The sequence below is a fragment of the Kribbella qitaiheensis genome, from assembly GCF_014217565.1.
Lineage (GTDB): Bacteria > Actinomycetota > Actinomycetes > Propionibacteriales > Kribbellaceae > Kribbella > Kribbella qitaiheensis_A.
In genome coordinates this window covers 3,230,757-3,251,749 of sequence record NZ_CP043661.1, presented here as the reverse complement: position 1 = coordinate 3,251,749, position 20,993 = coordinate 3,230,757, and the positions used below count along the sequence as shown (strand labels likewise).

The window sequence follows — 20,993 nt, the reverse complement described above, 5'->3', positions numbered from 1 at the left end:
GCACAGGCGACCACGACCCCGACTGTGGATGGCACTGCCGGCCCGGGCGAGGACGACGGACCTACCCTCGACCTAGGCCGCGTCTGGCAAGGTGCCGCCACCTGTACTGGCACAGACGACTGCGACGTCTCCAGCGCAACGAGCCCAGTTGGCAGCGGACGGCCACCTGCTCCTGTCGTACGAATCGACCCAGAACCAGGTCCAGGCCTTCGACCTCCGGCTGGCCCGCTAGCAGGCCCCGGTACCAGTGCGTCCCCGGTACTAGCGCGTCCCAGTGAAGGCGAGGCTGGTACCGGGGGCGTTCGTCGGGCTGAGCTGGAGGTTGTTCGAGGTGATGCCGTAGACGACCTCGCCCTTGAGGGCGCCGAGGATCGTCTTCTCCAAGGTCGCGACATCACCCTTGCAGGCGCGGAGGGTAGCGCTGAGTTCGCCGAAGGTCAGTTTGTCGCCAGTCCGGGAGACGATGCCCTGGAAGTCGTTGCAGCCGGTCGAACCGGTGACCCGCTCGCCGCTGATCGTCAGGTGGACCTTCGCGACCTCGGCGGAGTGCGACGCGGTCTCGCCGGTGATCACCGTCTCCAAGGTCCACTTGGTGCCGTCCAGGACGAGATCCGGCTCGGCGGTCTGGCGGTCGACCAGCGAGATCACGGTGGTGCCGGAACTGAGTTCGAGCTTGTCGTCGGTCAGCTTCCAGGTCGGCTCGGACGTCAGCAGCTTGGACAGCCAGTCGTCCTGGGCATGCCGCGGGGCGTCGCAGCCCATGTCGGTGATCGCGAGATCCTTCACGCCGAGCTTGCCGCCGCTGGTGGAAATCTTGGCGGCGCCCATCGAGTTGCAGCCGGCGTTCGCGTTCAGCCGACCGTCCGCCATGAACTGCAGTTGGATCCGGGTGTTCGGCGCGAGCTGCTTCGGCTTGCCGCTCTCGGTCACGGCCGTGGACAGGTAGGACTTCCCTTCCAGGACCGACCCACCCGCGCCCGACTCACTCCCGCACCCGCTCAGGGCGACGGCCAGCCCGGCCACGACGACAGCAGCACTCATCCGCATCCTCACAACCTACGGACGCCACCGGCCACCAAGACGTTGCAGCAGACGCCGGATCAGTCCGCCAGATGGTTCCGCAGTACGGCCGCGGCGTGGTCGACGTCCTGCTCGGTGGTCGACAGATGGAAGCCGAGGCGGAGCCGCCCGGCCCGGAACGACGCGACGATCCCGGCGTCCTTCAGCAGCCTCGGTACTTCGTTGTCCGCGACGGCCGAGACGATCGCGGAGGCGATCGCGGGAGCCTTCAGCCCGATCTCGGCGCGGAACCGCTCGGCCAGGCCGGTGCTGTGCTCGTGGAGCGCGCGCACGCCCACCTCGCCGATGAGTTCGAGTGCCGGCGCGGCGGCGATCCACGAGTGCCAGGCAGGGGACAGATCCAGCCGGCGAGCACTCGCGGCCAGTCGCAGCGGTGAACCGTAGATGCTGTTCCACGGCTCCTCACCGGCGTACCAGTTGGCGTTGAGCGGGGTCAGCTCCTCGAGCAAATCGGCCTGAACAGTGAAGTACGCCGTACCGCGTGGTGCGAGCAGCCATTTGTAGCCGCCCGCCGCGGTGAACGCGTACTGCGAAGCGTCGACCGGCAGCCACCCGATCGCCTGGGTCGTGTCGAGCATGATCCGCGCACCCGTCTCCCGCAACGCGTCCAGATCGGCGACCCGCCCGTCGGACGATTGCACCGCCGACACCGCGACCAGGCTGGTCTCCGGCCGCACCTCGTCCGCGAGCCGCTCCAGCGGAACCTCCCGGACCCGATGCCCGAGCGCCAGGAACGGGAACGTGAGGCTGGTGAAATCACCCTCCGCGACCAGTACCTCGCCGCCGACCGGCAGCCAGTGTGCGACCAGGGCAACGAAACCCGACACCTGGCTCCCCACCGCGACCAGACTCGGGTCCACGCCCGCCAACTGCCCGTACGCCGTACGTGCTCGCTGGAGCGGTTGGTCATAGGCGACCGGATTCGCTGTCCCGCCTCGCCAGTCGGTCAGCCCGCCCTGCAAGGCATCCCAACTCCGCCGCGGCGGCAACCCGAACGTGGGGGTGTTCAGGTAGGTCACCGTCGAGTCGAACTCTTGCTGGGCTTCGGCCACTGAGGTCATGACTCCACCCTCGCGCTGAGCCAGCTCAAGCGCTACACCGTCCTTCTCAGATAGACCCAAAGCTAAGCTTTGGATGTGGATCCCCGCCGGTTGCTGATCTTCCGTGAGGTCGCGCGACTCGGTTCGCTGTCGAAGGCGGCCGAGGCGCTGGGCTGGACGCAGCCTGCCGTGGGCCAGCACATGCAGCGGCTGGAGCGCGAGGTCGGGATTCCGCTGTTGCTCCGCTCGGTTCGCGGGATCACCCTGACGGAGGCTGGTACGGCACTGCTCGTTCACGCGGACGCGATGGCTGCCCGACTGTCGGCGGCGGAGTCCGAGTTGCAGGCGCTGGCGACGCTGCAGCAGGGCACGCTCTCGCTGGTGGCGTTCCCGTCCGCCGCGGCCGTGCTGATCCCGCCGGCGCTGGCCGAGTTGGCCACTCGCGCGCCGGACCTCGACGTACGGCTGACGCAGCTCGAACCGCCTGAGGCGCGGGCGGAGGTGCTGGCCGGGACCGCGGATCTCGCGCTGGTGTTCGATCATCTGGATCAGCCGGAGCACGGGGATCTGGTCACCGAGGAACTGTTCGAGGACCCGCTGCGCGCAGTACTGCCGTCGAGTCATCGGCTGGCGCGTCGGGGGAAGCCTGTTGCGTTGGGGGATCTGGCTGGGGAGCGCTGGATCGCGGGGTGTCCGCGGTGCGAGGCGCATCTGATGAGTGCGACCGCCGAGGCGGGCTTCGTTCCCGACGTACGGCATCGGACGGACGACTATGTGGTGGCGCAGCGACTGGTGGCCGAAGGACTCGCGGTGACCTTGCTCCCGCAGCTCGCGTTGACGGCTGCTCCTGGGAGAGGCGTCGTCGTGCTGCCGGTCCGTACGTCGCCTCGCCGGACTGTCGCCGTCCTGCTCCGGGCCGAAATGAGACAGAACGCCGCGGTCATCGCCGCGATCGAGGCGCTGCGTAGGGTTGCGGTGTGACTCGACCTGCGCTGGTGATCTTCGACAACGACGGTGTGCTGGTGGACTCCGAGCGACTGGCCAACGGGATCCTCGCCGGGCTGCTCACCGAGGCCGGGCTGCCGTACACGCTCGACGAGGCGGTCCGGGACTACATGGGCGGCAGCATGGTGTCGATGCGGCGGAAGGCCGAGGCGATGCTGGGGTCCGCGTTGCCGGCTGATCTGGAGGACCGGTATCACCAGCAACTGTTCGAGGGCTTCGCTCACCTGCAGCCGGTGCCCGGAGTACGGGAGGTGCTGGACGGTTTGGATGCCGACGGTACGCCGTACTGTCTGGCGTCGTCGGGGACGCATCGGCGGATCCATACCGCGCTGACCACGGTCGGCTTCTGGGACCGGTTCGATGGGCGGATCTTCAGCTCGGAGGACGTCGAGCACGGTAAGCCGGCGCCGGACCTCTTCCTGCACGCGGCGAGCTCGATGGGCGTCAAGCCGGACGACTGCGTGGTCGTCGAGGACAGCCCCCTCGGCGTCGCCGCCGCCAACGCGGCCGGGATGCGCGTCTTCGGCTTCGCGGCCATGACCGACCGTCACAAACTGACCACCGCCACCGAGATCTTCACGGAGATGAGCGCTCTTCCAGGGCTCATCGCAGGTGCCTGAAAGTGTCCCGGCAGGCTGTTCTGGGTATCCTCTCTGGACCGACCGGACGTGGGTGGTCCGGACCGCCTGGGGGAGTTGGGCCAAAGGGCCTGAGAGACTGGGTGGGTTATGTATGACCCTCTCGAGCCACTGACGGTGCGTGCCGAAGCGGTGGTGGACCTCGCCGCGATCCGCCACAACGTGGCCGCGCTGCGCTCCCGGGTGGAGTCCGCGCAACTGATGACCGTGGTGAAAGCGGATGGTTACGGGCACGGGATGATCCCGGTCGCCAGGGCCGCCCGGGAAGCCGGCGCGGACTGGATCGGCGCCGCCGTACTGGACGAGGCGCTCAGCCTCCGCGCCGCCGGTGACACCGGGCCGATCTTCTGCTGGCTGACGACTCCGGGTGAGCCGGTCGCCGAGGCGATTGCCGCCGGCATCGACCTGTCCGCCGCCGCCCCCTGGGAGATCGCCGAGCTGGCCGAAGCGGTGACGGACCGGCCGGCCCGCGTGCACCTCAAGATCGACACCGGCATGAGCCGCGGTGGCGCCGTACCGGAGGAGTGGCCTGCCCTGCTCCGCGCCGCCCAGCTCGAGGAGAAGGCCGGGCGGATCGAGATCGTCGGGATCTGGTCCCATCTGGCCTCGTCGGACGAGCCGAAGAGCCCGGTGAACGAGGCCCAATTGGTCAACTTCGTCTCCGCGATCGACGTCGCCGCCTCACTCGGCGTCGACCCGCCGCTGAAGCACCTCGCCAATTCGGGCGGCACGCTCGCGCTGCCGGAGACCCATTTCGACCTGGTGCGGCCCGGCATCGCGACGTACGGGCTGTCTCCGTTCGGGCACGCGCTGCCGTCGTCCGAGCTCGGACTGCGGCCCGCGATGACCTTGCGGGCCCGGCTCGCCATGGTCAAGCGCGTGCCGGCCGGTGCGGGCGTCTCGTACGGGCTCACCTGGACCGCGCCGAGGCCGTCGACGCTCGGGCTGATCCCGCTCGGGTACGGCGACGGGCTGCCCCGGCACGCCTCGAACTCGGCTCCCGTCCAGGTCGCGGGCCGGCGCCGTGGCATCGTCGGCCGGATCTGCATGGACCAGTGCGTGGTCAATCTCGAGGACGACGAGGCGATGGCCGGCGACGCCGTCGTACTCTTCGGGGCGGGAGCGAACGGCGAGCCGACCGCGGACGACTGGGCGGACGCCGCGCAGACCATCAACTACGAGATCGTGACCCGCCTCGGCGCCCGGGTGCCGCGGCGGTACGTCGACACCGCGGAGGCGACCGGCTGATGTCCAAGGCTGGACGCACCGCGGGGTTGATCGGCGCCGCGGTCGGAGTGCTGGCGGCTGGTGCCGCTGCCGGTGTCGCCGTCGAGCGGCAGGTGATCGGACGGCGGTCGGGACAGCGCGCCCAACTGGAGGCCGAGCCGTTCGGTTCGCTGCGCGGTACGCCGCATGTATTCACGGCAGACGACGGTGTTGAGCTGTATGTCGAGGTGGACGAGCTTCGCCGGTCCCGTCGGCCGGTCGTGCCGCCGAAGCGCAGGCTGCGGCGGAAGGCGCCGGAGGGACCCGAGGACCTGACGCTGATCTTCGCGCACGGGTACGGCCTGAACATGGACAGCTGGCACTTCGAGAGGCGCGATCTGGCCGGGATCGGCACGATGGTCTTCTACGACCAGCGGTCGCACGGGCGGTCCGGGCGCTCGCCGAAGGAGCACGTCAGCATCGAGCAGCTCGGCCGCGACCTGTACGGGATCCTCGAGACGTACGCGCCGAGCGGCCCGGTCATCCTGATCGGCCACTCGATGGGCGGCATGTCGATCATGGCGATGGCCGAGCAGCACCCGGAGATCTTCGGCGACCGGATCATCGGCGTAGGCCTGTGTTCCACCAGTGCAGGTGCCCTTGACCAGACCCCGATCGCCTTGCCAGGCAGGGCCGGCATGCTGGTACGGCGGTTGGCCACGCCCACGGTCGCGGCCCTCGCACGGATCCCCGATGTGGTCGAGCGTGGCCGCAAGGCCGGTACGGACATCAGCTATCTGCTGACCCGGAAGTACTCGTTCGGCTCCGAGGTGCCGCCGGCCTTCACCGAGTTCGTCAACGAGATGATCGCCGCGACGCCGATCTCGGTGATCGCGGAGTTCTACCCGATCTTCGCGCTGCACAACAAGTACAGCGCCCTGGAGCCGTTGCAGAAGGTGGAATGCGTGGTGGTCGGCGGCGACTCCGACCACCTGACCCCGTTCGAGCACTCCGAGGAGATCGTCCGGCGGGTGCCCGGCGCGGAACTGGTCGAGGTGAAGAATTGCGGGCATCTCGGCCTGATCGAGCACCACCGCGAGTTCACCGCAGCCCTGCTCGACATGATCGAGCGAGCCGAACAATCCTTGGGACACAGATGACCGACCTGCACGTGGTGGACGCGACGGCCGACAACGTCGACGAGATCGTGGCGGTGATCCACCACGCCTTCTCCGTACGGCGGGTGCTCGATCCGCCGTCGACCGCTTTGTCCGAGAACGCTTCAACCGTTGCTGCCACGGTCGCGGCGCATGGCGGGCTGCTGGCGCGCATCGACGGCGTACCGGCCGGTGCCATGCTCTTCGACGAGTCCGGCGATCTGCTCGGGCTGCGAAGGGTGTCGGTGAATCCGCGCTTCCAGGGCCGCGGGGTCGCGTCGGCGATGGTCGGGTGTGCCGAGGACACCGCTCGTCTTCGTGGCTTGCGGCGGGTCCGGCTGATCGCCCGGGAAGAGCTGCCGGAGACGGTGGAGTTCTGGCGGCGGCGCGGCTATTCGGTGGTGGAGCAGCGCGGGCACGACCTGATCTACGCGAAGGCGATGCCGATCGAGCTGACTATCCCGACCGACGACGACATGCGGGCGGCCGGAGAAGAGCTCGCGGGGCAGCTGCGCCCGGGCGACGTACTGGTGTTGTCCGGCGACCTCGGCGCGGGCAAGACGACGTTCACGCAGGGGCTCGGTGCCGGGTTGAAGGTGCGGGGCGCCGTCACCTCGCCGACATTCGTGATCTCACGCGTGCACCCATCGTTGGCGGGTGGGCCGGCGCTGGTCCACGTGGATGCTTATCGGCTGGGTGGGATCGCGGAGTTGGACGATCTCGACCTGGATGCGAGCCTGGACGAGGCCGTGACGGTGGTCGAGTGGGGACACGGGCTGGCGGAGACGCTGGCCACGGACCGGCTCGACGTCGTGGTGACGCGCGGCGACGACGACACCGACGAGACCCGCGACCTGCGCATCACGCCGGTCGGCCGCCGGTGGGCCGAGACCGGGGTACGTCTGTTGGAGAAGGACTGAAATGCTGCTTGCTTTTGATACGTCCAGTGCCGCTGTGACTGTTGCGTTGGCCGATCCTGTGACCGGTGAGGTGCTTGCCTCGTCGTCGACCGTTGATGCTTTGCGGCATGGCGAGTTGCTCGCGCCGGCGATTGCTGCCGCGCTCGCGTCAGCCGGCTTTACGCCACGTGATCTGACGAAGATCGCGGTCGGCGTCGGGCCGGGGCCGTTCACCGGTCTGCGGGTCGGACTCGTCACCGCGCGGACGATGGCCGACGTGCTCGGGATCGAGCTCGCAGGGGTGTGCAGCCTCGACATCCTGGCCCTGCAGTCTCCTGTCGACCAGCCCGTCGCGGTCGCGACCGATGCTCGGCGCAAGGAGATCTACTGGGCTCTGTACGACAGCCCTGCCGCAGACGGCAGCCGTCGCCGCATCGAGGGCCCGGCCGTCGACCGGCCCGCAGACGTCGCCCACGTCCTGTCCGGTCTGCCCATCACGGGCCGAGGCATCACCCTGTACGCCGAAGCGCTCGGCCGCGGCGAGTCCGCCGAGGTCATCGAGTACCCATCGGCCGAAGTGCTCGCGCTCGGCGTGGCAACAGGCTTGCTGCCGATCGTTGCCCCCGACCCGCTCTACCTCCGCCGCCCCGATGTCACCATGTCCGGCGGCCCCAAAAGCGTCCTCCCCAAATGAGACCCAACATCCGCCCGGCCGGTTCGGAAGACCTGGGACTGGTTGCCGACCTGGACCAACTCTGCTTCTCCAGTGGGAGCTGGAGTGCGGTTGCCTGGGCTGAGGAGTTCTCCCGGCTGGATCAGGATCGGGTGATCCTGGTTGCTGATGAGGGTGAGGTTGTTGGATACGTCGTACTGCTGGTTCCGTCGGCGACCGAGGACCCCGTGGATCTGCTGCGGATCGCGGTCAACCCGGCGGAACGGCGTACGGGGATCGGCCGGCAACTGATGTCCGCCGCCTTGCAGCGGTGCGCGGGCCGGACCGTTCTACTGGAAGTTGCTGAGAGCAACGAATCCGCGGCGGAGCTGTACCGCGGGTTCGGATTCACCGAGATCAGTCGCCGGCGCGGGTACTACGCCGGCGGCGAGGACGCCGTCATCATGCGGTGGCAGGAGGACCATGAGTGAGAACGAGCCGCTGATCCTGGGCATCGAGACGTCGTGCGACGAGACCGGGGTCGGCATCGTCCGCGGGCAGACCCTGCTCGCCGACGCGATCGCGTCCAGCGTCGAGGAACACGCCCGCTTCGGCGGCGTCGTACCGGAGGTCGCCAGCCGCGCCCACCTGGAGGCGATGGTTCCGACGATCCGCCGCGCCTGCGAGACGGCCGGGATCAAACCCTCCGACGTCGACGCCGTCGCGGTGACCAGCGGCCCTGGTCTCGCCGGCGCCCTGCTGGTCGGAGTCGCTGCCGCGAAGGGTCTCGCGCTGTCGCTCGAAAAGCCCTTGTACGGCGTGAATCACCTCGCCGCGCATGTCGCCGTCGACACCTTGGAACACGGCGACCTCCCGAAGGGCTGCGTGGCGATGCTGGTGTCCGGTGGGCACTCGTCGCTGCTGGCCGTCGAGGACATCACCGACGGAGTACTGCCGATGGGTTCGACCATCGACGACGCCGCGGGGGAGGCGTTCGACAAGGTCGCGCGGGTGCTGGGCCTGCCGTTCCCCGGAGGTCCATATATCGACAAAGCGGCACAGGACGGCGGTGATCGGCTCTACGTGAAGTTCCCGCGAGGGCTGACGGGTCAGCGCGACCTCGAGCAGCACCGCTTCGACTTCTCCTTCTCCGGGCTGAAGACCGCCGTCGCGCGATGGGTCGAGGCCCGCCGCCGCGATGGCGAGGACGTGCCGATCAACCACATTGCCGCCGCGTTCCAGGAAGCGGTCTGCGACGTGCTGACCCGTAAGGCGATCGATGCGTGCAAGGACCGGGGCTACGAACACCTGCTGATCGGCGGCGGCGTCGCGGCCAACTCGCGACTGCGCGCGATGGCCGAAGAGCGTTGCACAGAAGCCGGAATCGCCGTTCGCGTGCCGCGACCCGGGCTGTGCACCGACAACGGAGCAATGGTCGCCGCCCTCGGCTCAGAACTGGTCCGCGCCGGCAAGGCACCATCCCCACTGGACCTGCCGGCCGACTCGTCGATGCCGATCACCACGGTGCTCAACTGATGCGGCGCGAGAATCCCGCGGGGTTCGTCGCTGACGATGACGCCGGGCGGGTCGATCTGGACGTGGTGCACGGCTACCTGCGTACGGCGTACTGGTCGCCGGGCGTCCCGCGCGAGGTGGTGGCCCGGGCGATCGCGAACTCGATCGTGGTCGGCGTCTATGCGCCGGACGGCGCCCAGGTCGCGTTCGCCCGCGCGGTGACGGACCGAGCCACCTTCGCCTGGATCGCCGACGTCTTCGTGCTTCCGTCGCATCAGGGTCAGGGGCTCGGCCGCTTTGTCGTGTCGACCCTTCTGGACCATCCGGAGTTGCAGGGTTTGCGCCGGACGATGCTGGCGACGGCCGACGCGCACGGCCTCTACCGCTCGTACGGCTTCGAGGGTCTCGCCGATCCGAGCCGCTTCCTCGTCGCCCAACGGGCCGCCGCCGACCTGTACGCCGAGACAGTCGGGAACAATCAGGCATGACCCGGAAGGCCGCTCAGCGCGGAGGAGACGAGCAGCAGCTCGTGCGTTCACCAGGCATCGACCTGCTGGCCGCGCCGGCGGCGGCGACGGATCTCGTCCTGCTCGCGCACGGCGGGGTGGTCGACTCGTTCGACGATCCGCATGCGTGGCGCGCGCCGCTGCTGCGCATGTGGCCGTTCGCGGTGACGGCCCGAGCTGCCGCGCCGACCGCCGCCGTCGGCCTGATGCGATATCGGTACCGTGGCTGGAACGGCCCTGCGGCCTCGCCGGCGGCGGACCTTCGGACCGTGCTGGGCATGCTGCCGGCGCGCATCCGCCGGGTGGTGCTGATCGGCCACTCGATGGGCGGCCGCGCAGTAGTTGCTGCTGGCAATCATCCGCTGGTCTCGGGGGTGCTCGGGCTGGCGCCCTGGCTGCCGCCGAACGAACCGCTCGTCCAGCTGCGCGGCCTGGTCGCTTTCGCGCACGGCACGCTCGACCGCATCACCGATCCGCGCCAGACCGCGGCCTATGCCCGGCGCCTCCGGACCGGCGGGATCCCGGTCGCCATGTTGACCCTCGAGGGTGAGAAGCACGCGATGCTCCATCGGGCCGGCGACTGGAACACTCTCGTCGGCCGGTTCACCAGGGCTGCCCTCGGTGATTCCCCGGCCTGCGAGGCCGTGAGCACCGACCCGAACCGCAGCGACCCACTGCCGGCCTGGACGCGGCCCACGCCGATCGCCTCAGGCATCGCCTCGATCGCCCGAGCCCGCCTCGGCTCCCGCCTGACCCACTGGTAGACGTCCGGTCGCTGAGTCCGAACTGGTGCTCGGGTTCTGAGGTGGCCGGCGCGCGCTCTGGGTTCTAAGGGTGTCGGTCAGGGACGTGTCAGCAGCGGCAACGGCAGGGGCGCGCTGGGCCTTCGGGGTCCGGGAGGATCGCCGATCGTGGACATCCTGAGCCTGTAGTCGACTCAGTCCCCGATGCCGTTTCTGGGCTCAGTTCTCATCCGGTCGTGGTGTTCGTCGTGGCCGCGATTCCGAAGGGCACCCGTTGCCGTCGGTAGCCGGCTAACAGGACAGTCCCCGCGCCCAGTGACAGCTCTCCGGCTACCAAGACCCCAGGCAGCCGTGCAACCCGGCGAGTGCGTTGGCCGGTAGTTAACAGACAAGACGCCGCTACCTGAGGAGTTCGCCCATGCGTAGGCCCGCGACGACGTTGCTCACGATCGGGTTGGTCAGCAGTTTGCTGGTCGTTCCCGGTCGTCCGGCGGTGGCCCGTTCCACCGCTGGTCCACGGGTTGCCGGAGAACTGGGAGGGACAGTCACCCTGATCACCGGCGACAAGGTCGACGTCATACCGGGTGCGCCCCCGAAGGTGACCCCGGCGCCGGAGCGAGCCGCGATGCGCTTCCGGATCACCACCGAGGCCGGCCGCGTCCGAGTGATCCCGCTGGACGCCGTCAGTCTGCTCGCGGCGGGCAAGCTCGACCCGCGTCTGTTCGACGTGACGGAGCTGATCCGGTCCGGGTACGACGACACCCGGCGGCCGCAGTTGCCCCTGATCGTGCAGCGCACCGCGGCGGCTCGCTCGGCAGCGGTCACGCTGGCAGGCGGGAGTGGGCGCCGAGAGCTTCCCAGCATCGGCGCCTTCTCGGTCCAGGAGTCGAAGCGGGACGCGGTCACGTTCTGGAAATCCCTGTCCGGCGCCGGCACCCTGCGCGCGGAGGTCGGCAAGGTCTGGCTGAACGGCCTCCGGCATCCCACGCTGGACAAGAGCGTGCCGCAGATCGGAGCGCCGGCGGCCTGGTCGGCGGGGCTGACCGGTCGTGGTGTCACGGTGGCGGTCGTCGACACCGGCATCGACGCGCAGCACCCGGACCTGATCGGCAAGGTCGCCGCCGCGAAGAACTTCGTCGACGCTCCGGCGGGTGATCAGGTCGGGCACGGAACCCATGTCGCCTCGACGATCACCGGCACCGGCGCCGCGTCCGGCGGCGGCTACCGCGGGGTCGCGCCGGATGCCCGGCTGCTCGACGCCAAGGTGTGCCTCGAGCAGGATTGCCCGGAGGACGCGATCCTGGCCGGGATGGAATGGGCTGCCGTCGAGCAGCAGGCCGCGGTGGTCAACCTCAGCCTCGGCAGCGCCGACGCACCGGGCGACGATCCGCTGGAGCAGGCGGTCAACGCGCTGTCGGCCCAGCACGGCACGCTGTTCGTGGTCGCCGCGGGCAACAGTGGGCATCAGGGTGGCGGGGGCACGATCGACTCCCCAGGCAGCGCCGCATCCGCATTGACTGTCGGCGCGGTGGACAAGCAGGACGTTCTGGCTGATTTCAGCGGTCGCGGCGCGACCAGCGACGGGCTGGTCAAACCCGACGTCACCGCTCCGGGAGTCGACATCGTCGCGGCCAAGGCGGCCGGCACCGAAGCCGGGACCCCGGTCGGTGACCACTACGTCTCCCTGTCCGGTACGTCGATGGCCACGCCACACGTGGCCGGTGCCGCGGCGATCCTCCTTCAGCAGCACCCGGACTGGACCGGCGCTCAGGTCAAGGCGGTCTTGACGGGTTCGGCCAAGCCCGCGGGGGGATCGGGGGCGTTCGACCAGGGCGCCGGCCGGATCGACGTCGCCCGGGCGATCAAGCAGCAGGTGACGGCCACGCCTGCAAGTCTCAGCTTCGGACTGGCACGCTGGCCGCACGAGGACGATCCCGTCCAGACCAAGACCATCGCCTACCGCAACTCGGCCGACACCCCGGTGACGCTCGACCTCGAGCTGCGGATCGCCGGCAACCCGGCCGGCCTGTTCACGGTCTCGCCGCAGCGACTCGTCGTACCGGCGGGCGGGACCGCAGAGGCGACCGTCACAGCGGACACCAGGTCCGGGACAGTTCCGGCCGGGCGGTTCAGCGGACAGTTGGTCGCCAGTACGGACGGTACGACGGTGAGCGTCCCGGTCGGGGTGGAGAAGGAGACGGAGATGTACCCCGTCGAGGTGACGACCATCGGCCGGGACGGCAAGGCTCCCCGCGAGCACCTCACGTTCTTCGACCGGATCGGTGACTGCGGTACCGACCTGTACTGCGGCGGCTACCTGTACGGCGCGGGAACCCCAACGGCCACCCTCCGGCTGCCGCCCGGCGACTACACGGTTGCGGACTTCAGCACGGTGACCGGCAACGACTGGACGTTGCTGATGCACTCGGTCCTGACCATCGGTACCGAGAGCGCGCTCACCCTCGACGCCCGGAAGGCCAAGCCGCTCGCAATGTCGGTGCCCAAGGCCACGGCCCGGTTGATGGAGCAGAACCTGGTGGTGGCCCGGGACGTCCACCGCGGACCCGGCTCTGCGCTGACATACTTCCAGCCCGGTGACGCCGAGCACCCGATCTACGTCACCGATCTCGGCCCGCCTGCGCCCAGCACCGACGTCGTCAGCATTGCCTACGCCCGTTTCGCCGAGCCCGGTCCGGCCGGAGACTTCGCGAACAGCCCGTACGAGTACAACGTGGCCGCCTACCGGCTCGGCCAAGTCCTGGACGGCGTCCAGTTGAACCCTCGGCAGCAGGACTTCGCGACGGTGAACGGCGCCTACGCGGTCGACACGGACGTGCCTGATGAGGGCAAGACCATGCACTGGCCCCACCCGGCCGACGCGACGCTCGACTACGCAGTACCGACTACCGATGCACGGGAGCTGGTTAGCACGCTGCCGTTCCGGCGGACCGAGTACTACCTGACGCACGGATTGGCGTGGTCCTCGACCTTCGTCGCGCGGGCTGCGGACGGCTCCTCGGCCGGGCCGTGGCTGTTCGACTCGGAGCGGTCGGTCTACCGTCCTGGCCGGACCTACCAGCAGCAGTGGAACAAGGGGGTCTTCGGGCCGCGGTTGATCTCACCTCCGATCATGCCGAACGGGCTCGCGCGCGGCGCCCGGCGAGTGGGCGACCAGCTGATCCTCGGCCTGAGCTTGCGGTCGGACAGCAATCCGCTGCACGTGAACGAACCGAAGCTCCCGTCCGGATCGGCCAAGCTGTACCGCGACGGCGAGCTGGTCGTGGACTGGCCCCGGGCAGCCTACGTAGCGGCCGACGTGCCGCCTGCCGGCGCGTCGTACCGGCTCGAGACGCGAGTGGAGACGCCGTGGAGCCAGCGGTCGACCACTGTCGAGACGGCCTGGACTTTCCGGTCCGCCCACGTCGACGGCTCCGCGGCGCTGCCCTTCATGGCGGTGAACTTCACGCCGCCGCTGGACGATCACAACCAGGCACAAGCAGGATCCAGGTTCGTCGTCCCGGTCTCCGTCCAGCGTCAGCCGGGCGCCCCGGCGGTCCGCGTGAAGAACCTGACCGTCGACGTCTCCACCGACGACGGTAAGACCTGGCGGGCTGCGACGGTGCATCAGGTCGGGGACGGCTGGCGTGCGGAGGTGGACAACCCCAGAGGTGCGGCTGTGTCACTGCGTTCCGTCGCGGAGGACGTTGAGGGCAACAAGGTGGAGCAGACCGTGCTGCGTGGATACGTGGTGAAGCGCTGATGCCTGCGGTGCGTGCAACCTGGCAGCGGGCTTGGACGGTATCGAACGGTGAGGAAGTGTCCGGCAAGGATCCGAGGAGAAGCGTGGCCATCGACCGAGACCAGGAATTCTCGACGTACGTCGCCGCGCACCGTGGCCGGATGGTGCGGATCGCGCGGCTGCTCACCACCGGCGACGCGCACTGGGCCGAGGACCTGGTGCAGACAGCGCTCACCAAGCTGTACCTGAAGTGGCACCGGGTCAGTCCGGAGCTCGGCCCGCCGGCTGGACCAACGATAAGCCGACGGCTCCGGCGGCGACACTCGCCGTCACCGGCCGCCCGGCATCGACGCGGTGTCGAGACGGTGGGGGTGGGTCAGTGGTTGCGGTAGTAGGCGATCTTGTCGTCCAGGACTTCGAGGGCGAGGTTCAGCTTGGCGACCTCGTCTCGCAGTCGGTCCCGGTTGCCTTCGAGCAACTCGACCACGTCCGCGCTGCCGTTCGAGCGGTCACGCAGCCGGCCCATGAACCTCTGCAGGTCGGTGATTCCCAGCCCGGCCCGGCGCAGGCAGACCAAGAGCCCCAACCACGCCACATCGTGATCGGTATAGACCCGCTGACCACCCGACGTACGCTGCACCGGGCCGAAGAGGCCCAGGCGTTCGTAGTACCGCAAGGTGTCCAGGCTCAGGCCGGTGCGCTCGGAGGCTTCGGCAGGTGCGTACGAACTCATGACCTCCATCCTCCGACCTAGAGCACGCTCCAGGTCAAGCGCCGGCGCGGAACAGGATTAGCGGCGAGTGCCCGGCCGGGAGCGGCAACGGGCGCAGCACCTCGTCCGTCGGCTGGTCGACCGGGCACTCGCTCATGTGTTCGAAGATACATTCGAATACACTCCGAATGCAAATCGCCGAGCAGCGAGTTGCCGACTCTCAGGCGGAGACCCGCCGGCACGAGTAGGCGACCGCGTCACGCCCGATCCGGGTGACGATGAGTGTGGCACTCGCCGCCCCCTTCGGCGCCAGCCGCCGACGCAGTACGGCGGGATCCACATCGACCCCACGCTTCTTGATCTCGAGCGTGCCGATGCCCTCCGCGCGCACCCAGGCCCGCAGCGCCTTCTCGCGGTACGGCAACTCCTCGACAACCTCATAGGCAGAGGCCAACGGCGTCGCCACCAACTCATCAGCAGTGACGTAAGCGATCCGTAGATCCAGCAGCCAACCACCGACCGCGTCGGCGACCGCAGTAACCAGCCCAGCGCGAACCACCGCACCATCCGGCTCGTAGATGTACCGCCCGACCGGACCGTCGACGGCTTCCGGCGCAGACGCCACTGTCGCTCCACCCGGCAACAGCGTCGCGCGACGCGCAGTACCGCCGTACAGCTTCCCCGACCAGAGCGCGGCCTCCTTGACCTCACCGGCGTCGCTCACCCACTCCGCTTCGACCCCTGCCGGTACGGCGTCGTGCGGGATCCCCGGAGCGACCTTGACGCAGGCAGTGCGCTCCAGGAGCGCACTGATGAAGGACCACGGCGGCGAGTACGCGTTGTGGTCGAACACCCGCTTCCCATCGGCCCGCCGGGCGGGGTCAGCGAAGACCACCTCGTACTGCGTGACGTCGTGCGCCTCCGCGTCTCCCACGACGACCTCACCCGGCAGGCCGAGCGCAGCAAGATTCGCGCGTGCTGCTGCGGCCGTCTCCGGGTCGCGCTCGACGCCCGTGACGCGCAGCCCGGCCCGCGCTGCGCTGATGAGGTCGCCACCGATCCCACAGCCCAGGTCGACCACCGACGCCTCCGGCATCGTCGCAGCGATCCGTGCAGCCCGGTGGTTCCCGACAGTAGAACGCGTTGCCTGCTCGAACCCATCCGGAGTGAAGTACATCCGTGCCGCGTCCTCCGCGCCGAACTTGGCGACGGCCCGATGGCGTAGTGACGCCTGGGTAATCGCGGCGGTCACCACAGCAGCTTCGTACCGGCGTCTGAGCTTCTCGACCAGCTTGAGCTCACCGCCTGGCGCGTACGCCGAACAAGCCTCGGCCAGCACGGTGCTGCCGATCGGGTCGAGCAACAGGGTGAGAGTCACCCGCCCAAGTCTGCCTGGGCGGTCCCTATCGTCTACACGGCGGCTCGCGTGCTGCCCGACATCGGGTAGGACTGTTCCCGGGGGCGAGATTCTGGCACTCGAGTTGACCGAGTGCTAAACGCGGCCTAGATTCGGTGTTGGCACTCTCCACTCGAGGGTGCCAGCGGCCCGGCCTCTGATCCCCGCGACGGCAGAGGCGTACGGCCGTCTGTTTCACCCCGAAAACACGAAGAACTCGACCGTGGAGGTCAGCAAGTGTCGGTCACGATCAAGCCGCTCGAGGACCGTATCCTCGTAGCGCCGCTCGAAGCCGAGCAGACCACGAAGTCCGGCCTGGTGATCCCGGACACCGCCAAGGAGAAGCCGCAGGAGGGCGAGGTCATTGCGACCGGCCCCGGCCGCATCGACGACAACGGCAACCGCGTCCCGCTGGACGTCAACGTGGGTGACAAGGTCATCTACTCCAAGTACGGCGGCACCGAGGTCAAGTACGACGGCCAGGACTATCTGATCCTGGGCGCCCGCGACATCCTCGCCATCGTCAGCAAGTGACGATCGCCCGCAGGTCCTGACTGACACCGCTCCGGTGACCGGATTCCCGGCGCCGGGGCGGAGTCGGTTCTGACCGCGGGCACCAAGATCGCCAGTAACCCAGAGAGGGACAGAGTTTTCCATGCCGAAGATCCTCGAGTTCGACGAGAACGCGCGGCGCGCCCTTGAGCGTGGCGTCGACAAGCTCGCGAACACGGTGAAGGTGACGCTGGGGCCGAAGGGCCGCTACGTCGTGCTGGACAAGAAGTGGGGCGCCCCGACCATCACCAACGACGGTGTCACCGTCGCCCGTGAGGTCGAGCTGGACGACCCGTTCGAGAACCTTGGCGCGCAGCTGGCCAAGGAGGTCGCCACCAAGACCAACGACGTCGCCGGTGACGGCACCACCACCGCGACGGTGCTGGCCCAGGCGCTGGTGCACGAGGGCCTGCGGGCCGTCGCCGCCGGGGTCAACCCGATGGGTCTGAAGAAGGGCATCGAGGCGGCCGTCGAGGCCGTGTCGGCGCGCCTGATCGAGACCGCGCGGCCGGTCGACGACAAGGGCGACATGGCCCACGTCGCCACCATCTCCGCGCGTGACGCCGAGATCGGCAAGCTGATCGCGGAAGCCTTCGACAAGGTCGGCAAGGACGGCGTCATCACCGTCGAGGAGTCGAACACCTTCGGCACCGAGCTGGACTTCACCGAGGGCATGCAGTTCGACAAGGGCTTCATCTCGCCGTACTTCATCACCGACGCCGAGGGTGGCGAAGCGGTGCTGGACGACCCGTACATCCTGATCCACCAGGGCAAGATCTCCGCTGTCGCGGACCTGCTGCCGCTGCTGGAGAAGGTCGTGCAGTCGGGCAAGACGCTGCTGATCATCGCCGAGGACGTCGAGGGCGAGGCCCTGTCGACCCTGGTGGTCAACAAGATCCGCGGCAACTTCACCTCCGTCGCCGTCAAGGCGCCGGGCTTCGGCGACCGCCGCAAGGCGATGCTCGAGGACCTGGCCGCGCTGACCGGCGCCCAGGTGATCGCGCCCGAGGTCGGCCTCAAGCTCGACCAGGTGGGTCTGGAGGTGCTCGGCACCGCTCGCCGGATCGTCGTCACCAAGGACAACACCACCGTCGTCGAAGGCGCCGGCAAGTCCGACGACATCGACGGCCGGGTGAACCAGATCAAGGCCGAGATCGAGCGCACCGACTCCGACTGGGACCGCGAGAAGCTCCAGGAGCGCCTCGCCAAGCTGGCCGGCGGCGTCTGCGTGATCAAGGTCGGCGCGGCCACCGAGGTCGAGCTGAAGGAGAAGAAGCACCGGATCGAGGACGCCGTGTCCGCGACCCGTGCGGCCATCGAGGAAGGCATCGTGGCCGGTGGCGGTTCCGCCCTCGTGCACGCCGCCGCTGTCCTCGAGGGCGGCCTGGGCCTCGAGGGCGACGAGCTCGCCGGAGTCCGGATCGTCCGCAAGGCCATCGTCGAGCCGCTGCGCTGGATCGCCGAGAACGGTGGCTACGAGGGCTACGTCGTGACCGCCAAGGTCGCGGAGCTCGAGGTCGGCAGTGGCTTCAACGCCGCCACCGGCGAGTATGGCGACCTGCTGGCCCAGGGTGTCCTGGACCCGGTCAAGGTGACCCGTTCCGCGCTGGCCAACGCCGGCTCGATCGCGGCCCTGCTCCTCACCACGGAGACCCTGATCGTCGACAAGCCCGAAGATGAAGAGCCCGCCGCGGCCGGTCACGGTCACGGCCACGGTCACTGATTCTTCACTTCTCCACCCGCACCACCAGAACTGCCCGGCCGGTCCTCGGACCAGCCGGGCAGTTCTTCTTGTACTCCGGGAAGTACACCCCCGCGCTGGGGGCAGGGGACCGGGGCCCTCACACCGCGCCCTTGTGCTCCAGCTGAGCAGCCTTCACCCGGCGGACACTCACCCCCGTGCACAGAGACGCCCCAGAGCGTGGCCGCGCAGCACCCCGCCTCCACACTCCTGCCGCGCTTGTGGCCGTGCCTGGAGTCCGTTCGGGCCGGACGCAGGCCCGACAGTGGAGACGTCGCGATGCCCCGACCAGCCGCCGGCAGGCAGGAGTTGCGTGGGGGCTGTTCGCTGTACGTGGCGGTAGTGACAGGTTGTAGTGAAAGAAGCTCAGTCATCACCGATTGCCACTATGCAAGCGGGGTCGGCGGCCGTACTATCTTGCAGGCTGACCGGTCCGATACGAGGGGGCGAGGTGACCGAGGTCCAAGTACCGCACACCCCTGACCGGGTGGATCTGCGTGATCTCGCCGCGCTGGCTAGCAGTGGCGATCGGACAGCGTTGAACGATCTGCTGACCCGGGTTCGGGCTGTTGCCCATCGGTATGTGCGATCGAGGCTGTGGACTTATCCGGGCGGCGCCGACATGGTCGATGACGTCGCTCAGGAAGTCTGTGTCGCGGTCTTCGGCGCACTCGGCCGGTACCGTGACGAGGGTCGGCCGTTCGAGGCGTTCGTGTACGGCATCGCGGCGAGGAAGGTCGCCGATGCCCAGCGTGCGTTCGCGGTGGCGGACGTGTCGACGCCGGATCTTCCGGACGGCGCGGACGAGTCGCCGACGCCGGAGGAGCACGCCGTACGGTATGCGGAGCTCAGGCACGTGATGAGCTTGATGGACAGATTGCCGGAGAAGCTGCGGGAGATCCTGCGACTCCGGGTGGTTGCGGGGATGTCAGCCGAGGAGACCGGCCGGGCACTGGGGATGACACCGGGGGCGGTGAGGGTCGCACAGCATCGGGCGTTGAATACGCTCAGGGGGTTTGTGGGGCATGAGGCAAAGGTGGAACGAAGGGCAGGGGAGGAGCGACATGGGTGACCGATTTGATCTGGACGCGATCGAAGCCGATGACGCGCTGCTCGACCTGCTCGCAGCCGGTGGGGAGACCGCCTGGGCGGCGGCCGAGCACGACCCGGCCCTGATGGTGCTGGCCGAACTCAGGCTGGCCGTCGAGGTGATGGACGAGCTCCCGGTGGAGACGATCGACGACCCGGAGAGCTTCCTGGCGCGCTGTGCCGCGCTGCATCCGGTGAACGACCCGTTCGCTCGCAAGATGGCGGCCCGTGGCCTGGCGCTCGGTGTCGTCGCGGTCGCCGCGCTGTCGGTGTCCGGTGTGGCCGCGGCGGTGACGGGTGACCCGCTGTCGCCGTACGAGAAGGTCATCGAGAAGGTCGTCGAAGGGCTGCGCCCGGAGACGACGGTCCCGAAGGAGAAGCTCGACGGAATGACGATCTTCGACAAGTCGAAGATCGTCCGGGTCCAGAAGGACTACCAGAAGAAGCAGGAAGAGCAGCAGGCCGTCAAGGACGCCGAGCAGAAGGACAACCCGTTCATCGCAGGCCCGTCCGACCTGACCGGTCTGCCGACGCCGCCGCTGGACCGGCCGTACCCGCTGCAGGTGGAGAAGCCGACCACGACGAAGGACCCGGTCCAGCCGCCGGTGGTCGAGCCGACCCAGCCGTCCGATCCGAGCGAGCAGCCGACCGGCGATCCCACCGGCGAGCCGACCGACACGACGCCGACGCCTCCTCCGACTGAGCCGACGGACACGACGTCGCCGACCCCGAGCCCGATCGACCCGCCGACCAGCGGTCCGACCCAGCCGGCCGGCGAGGGCGACAACGGGACGACCGGCGATCCGGTCACCGAGCCGAGCGCCGCACCGACGACGATCCCGACCACCGTGCCGGGCGAATCGACCGGCGAGACCGGGACCGGCCAGACCGAGACCGGCGACACCGGTCAGACCAGCACGCCTGGCGGCGCGACGGACACCACCCCGGCCGGCAGCGACCTGCCGTCAGGCGATCTGTCCGTCGGGCCAACGCTCAGCGAGCTGCTGCCCACGCCGACCGGTGAGCCGACCGAGCTGCCGACCCGGCTCGAGCAGTACTTCGGCGGCTCGCAGGACACCTCGGCGAAGCATTCGAGCGGCAAGGTGGCGCTCGGCTACGCCAAGGGCAAGTACCAGGTGGGCAAGCACTCGAACGGTAAGTACGTCGAGGGCCGGCACGCCGCGATCGCCCGGGCGCACGGTTCGATGGCCGGGATGACGCTCCGTCAGATCCTGACGGTCCTCAATGTCCCGATGAACGGACGCTGACAGCCAGTCCCTCCGTACTGCGGACGCAAGGCCGCGCCTCCGGGCGTGGTCTTGC

The 20,993-nt window shown here is 69.0% G+C and carries 21 protein-coding genes; 17 read left to right on the top strand and 4 right to left on the bottom strand.

Features of this window, described 5'->3' with window-relative positions:
* Nucleotides 1–91 precede the first annotated feature (91 nt).
* The gene (locus F1D05_RS14930; RefSeq protein WP_185448256.1) at nt 92–232 is read left to right on the top strand and encodes a hypothetical protein; all 141 of its coding nucleotides are present in this window, start codon (nt 92–94) and stop codon (nt 230–232) included.
* Nucleotides 233–261: 29 nt separating this feature from the next.
* Here the strand turns inward: F1D05_RS14930 and F1D05_RS14925 are convergent, their stop codons facing one another.
* Both F1D05_RS14925 and F1D05_RS14920 read right to left on the bottom strand, forming a co-directional pair.
* On the bottom strand, nt 262–1,041 hold the full coding sequence (locus F1D05_RS14925) for an META domain-containing protein (RefSeq protein ID WP_185448255.1): 780 nt from the start codon (nt 1,039–1,041) through the stop codon (nt 262–264).
* A 59-nt stretch (nt 1,042–1,100) separates the two neighbouring features.
* Entirely contained in the window at nt 1,101–2,141 is a 1,041-nt protein-coding gene (locus tag F1D05_RS14920) for an aminotransferase class V-fold PLP-dependent enzyme (RefSeq protein WP_185448254.1), read from the bottom strand.
* Nucleotides 2,142–2,216: 75 nt separating this feature from the next.
* Between F1D05_RS14920 and F1D05_RS14915 the strand changes: the two genes are divergently transcribed.
* From F1D05_RS14915 to F1D05_RS41965, 12 genes are all read left to right on the top strand, one after another.
* Entirely contained in the window at nt 2,217–3,101 is an 885-nt protein-coding gene (locus F1D05_RS14915) for a LysR family transcriptional regulator (RefSeq protein ID WP_246486707.1), read from the top strand.
* The gene (locus tag F1D05_RS14910; protein WP_246486706.1) at nt 3,098–3,745 is read left to right on the top strand and encodes an HAD family hydrolase; all 648 of its coding nucleotides are present in this window, start codon (nt 3,098–3,100) and stop codon (nt 3,743–3,745) included. Before F1D05_RS14915 ends, F1D05_RS14910 begins: the two co-directional genes overlap by 4 nt.
* Nucleotides 3,746–3,853: 108 nt before the next feature.
* Nucleotides 3,854–5,011, top strand: coding sequence for an alanine racemase (gene alr, locus F1D05_RS14905; protein ID WP_185448253.1), 1,158 nt, complete (start codon nt 3,854–3,856; stop codon nt 5,009–5,011).
* Nucleotides 5,011–6,129, top strand: coding sequence for an alpha/beta fold hydrolase (locus tag F1D05_RS14900; RefSeq protein ID WP_185448252.1), 1,119 nt, complete (start codon nt 5,011–5,013; stop codon nt 6,127–6,129). The genes alr and F1D05_RS14900 overlap by 1 nt, the downstream gene beginning before the upstream one ends.
* Nucleotides 6,126–7,046, top strand: coding sequence for a tRNA (adenosine(37)-N6)-threonylcarbamoyltransferase complex ATPase subunit type 1 TsaE (tsaE, locus tag F1D05_RS14895; RefSeq protein WP_185448251.1), 921 nt, complete (start codon nt 6,126–6,128; stop codon nt 7,044–7,046). Before F1D05_RS14900 ends, tsaE begins: the two co-directional genes overlap by 4 nt.
* 1 nt (nt 7,047) lies before the next feature.
* Nucleotides 7,048–7,719, top strand: a complete 672-nt coding sequence (tsaB, locus tag F1D05_RS14890; RefSeq protein ID WP_185448250.1) for a tRNA (adenosine(37)-N6)-threonylcarbamoyltransferase complex dimerization subunit type 1 TsaB — start codon at nt 7,048–7,050, stop codon at nt 7,717–7,719.
* Nucleotides 7,716–8,168, top strand: a complete 453-nt coding sequence (gene rimI / locus F1D05_RS14885) for a ribosomal protein S18-alanine N-acetyltransferase (protein WP_185448249.1) — start codon at nt 7,716–7,718, stop codon at nt 8,166–8,168. Before tsaB ends, rimI begins: the two co-directional genes overlap by 4 nt.
* Nucleotides 8,161–9,213: a tRNA (adenosine(37)-N6)-threonylcarbamoyltransferase complex transferase subunit TsaD gene (gene tsaD / locus F1D05_RS14880; protein ID WP_185448248.1), complete on the top strand. Its 1,053-nt coding sequence runs from the start codon at nt 8,161–8,163 to the stop codon at nt 9,211–9,213. The genes rimI and tsaD overlap by 8 nt, the downstream gene beginning before the upstream one ends.
* Nucleotides 9,213–9,680 carry a GNAT family N-acetyltransferase gene (locus F1D05_RS14875; protein WP_185448247.1) on the top strand — a complete coding sequence of 156 codons (468 nt, stop codon included), beginning with the start codon at nt 9,213–9,215 and terminating at the stop codon, nt 9,678–9,680. The genes tsaD and F1D05_RS14875 overlap by 1 nt, the downstream gene beginning before the upstream one ends.
* On the top strand, nt 9,677–10,462 hold the full coding sequence (locus F1D05_RS14870; RefSeq protein ID WP_246486704.1) for an alpha/beta fold hydrolase: 786 nt from the start codon (nt 9,677–9,679) through the stop codon (nt 10,460–10,462). Before F1D05_RS14875 ends, F1D05_RS14870 begins: the two co-directional genes overlap by 4 nt.
* 397 nt (nt 10,463–10,859) lie before the next feature.
* Nucleotides 10,860–14,201: a S8 family serine peptidase gene (locus F1D05_RS14865; protein WP_185448246.1), complete on the top strand. Its 3,342-nt coding sequence runs from the start codon at nt 10,860–10,862 to the stop codon at nt 14,199–14,201.
* An 83-nt stretch (nt 14,202–14,284) separates the two neighbouring features.
* Nucleotides 14,285–14,572, top strand: a complete 288-nt coding sequence (locus F1D05_RS41965) for a sigma factor (RefSeq protein ID WP_281388947.1) — start codon at nt 14,285–14,287, stop codon at nt 14,570–14,572.
* Here the strand turns inward: F1D05_RS41965 and F1D05_RS14855 are convergent.
* Together F1D05_RS14855 and F1D05_RS14850 are read right to left on the bottom strand one after the other, a co-directional pair.
* Nucleotides 14,557–14,913 (bottom strand): MerR family transcriptional regulator, encoded by a 357-nt coding sequence (locus tag F1D05_RS14855; RefSeq protein ID WP_185448245.1) that lies wholly within the window; start codon nt 14,911–14,913, stop codon nt 14,557–14,559. The two genes, F1D05_RS41965 and F1D05_RS14855, sit on opposite strands and share 16 nt — an antisense overlap.
* Nucleotides 14,914–15,112: 199 nt before the next feature.
* Nucleotides 15,113–16,270, bottom strand: a complete 1,158-nt coding sequence (locus F1D05_RS14850; protein WP_185448244.1) for a class I SAM-dependent methyltransferase — start codon at nt 16,268–16,270, stop codon at nt 15,113–15,115.
* Nucleotides 16,271–16,525: 255 nt separating this feature from the next.
* Here F1D05_RS14850 and groES point away from each other — a divergent pair, with 255 nt between their 5' ends.
* From groES to F1D05_RS14830, 4 genes are all read left to right on the top strand, one after another.
* Nucleotides 16,526–16,822: a co-chaperone GroES gene (groES, locus tag F1D05_RS14845; protein ID WP_112243007.1), complete on the top strand. Its 297-nt coding sequence runs from the start codon at nt 16,526–16,528 to the stop codon at nt 16,820–16,822.
* A gap of 121 nt (nt 16,823–16,943) precedes the next feature.
* On the top strand, nt 16,944–18,563 hold the full coding sequence (groL, locus tag F1D05_RS14840) for a chaperonin GroEL (RefSeq protein WP_185448243.1): 1,620 nt from the start codon (nt 16,944–16,946) through the stop codon (nt 18,561–18,563).
* A gap of 406 nt (nt 18,564–18,969) precedes the next feature.
* Nucleotides 18,970–19,653, top strand: a complete 684-nt coding sequence (gene shbA / locus F1D05_RS14835; RefSeq protein ID WP_246486703.1) for an RNA polymerase sigma factor ShbA — start codon at nt 18,970–18,972, stop codon at nt 19,651–19,653.
* A complete protein-coding gene (locus F1D05_RS14830; protein WP_185448241.1) occupies nt 19,646–20,938 on the top strand; it encodes a hypothetical protein in 1,293 nt (430 codons plus the stop codon). Before shbA ends, F1D05_RS14830 begins: the two co-directional genes overlap by 8 nt.
* Nucleotides 20,939–20,993 lie beyond the last annotated feature (55 nt).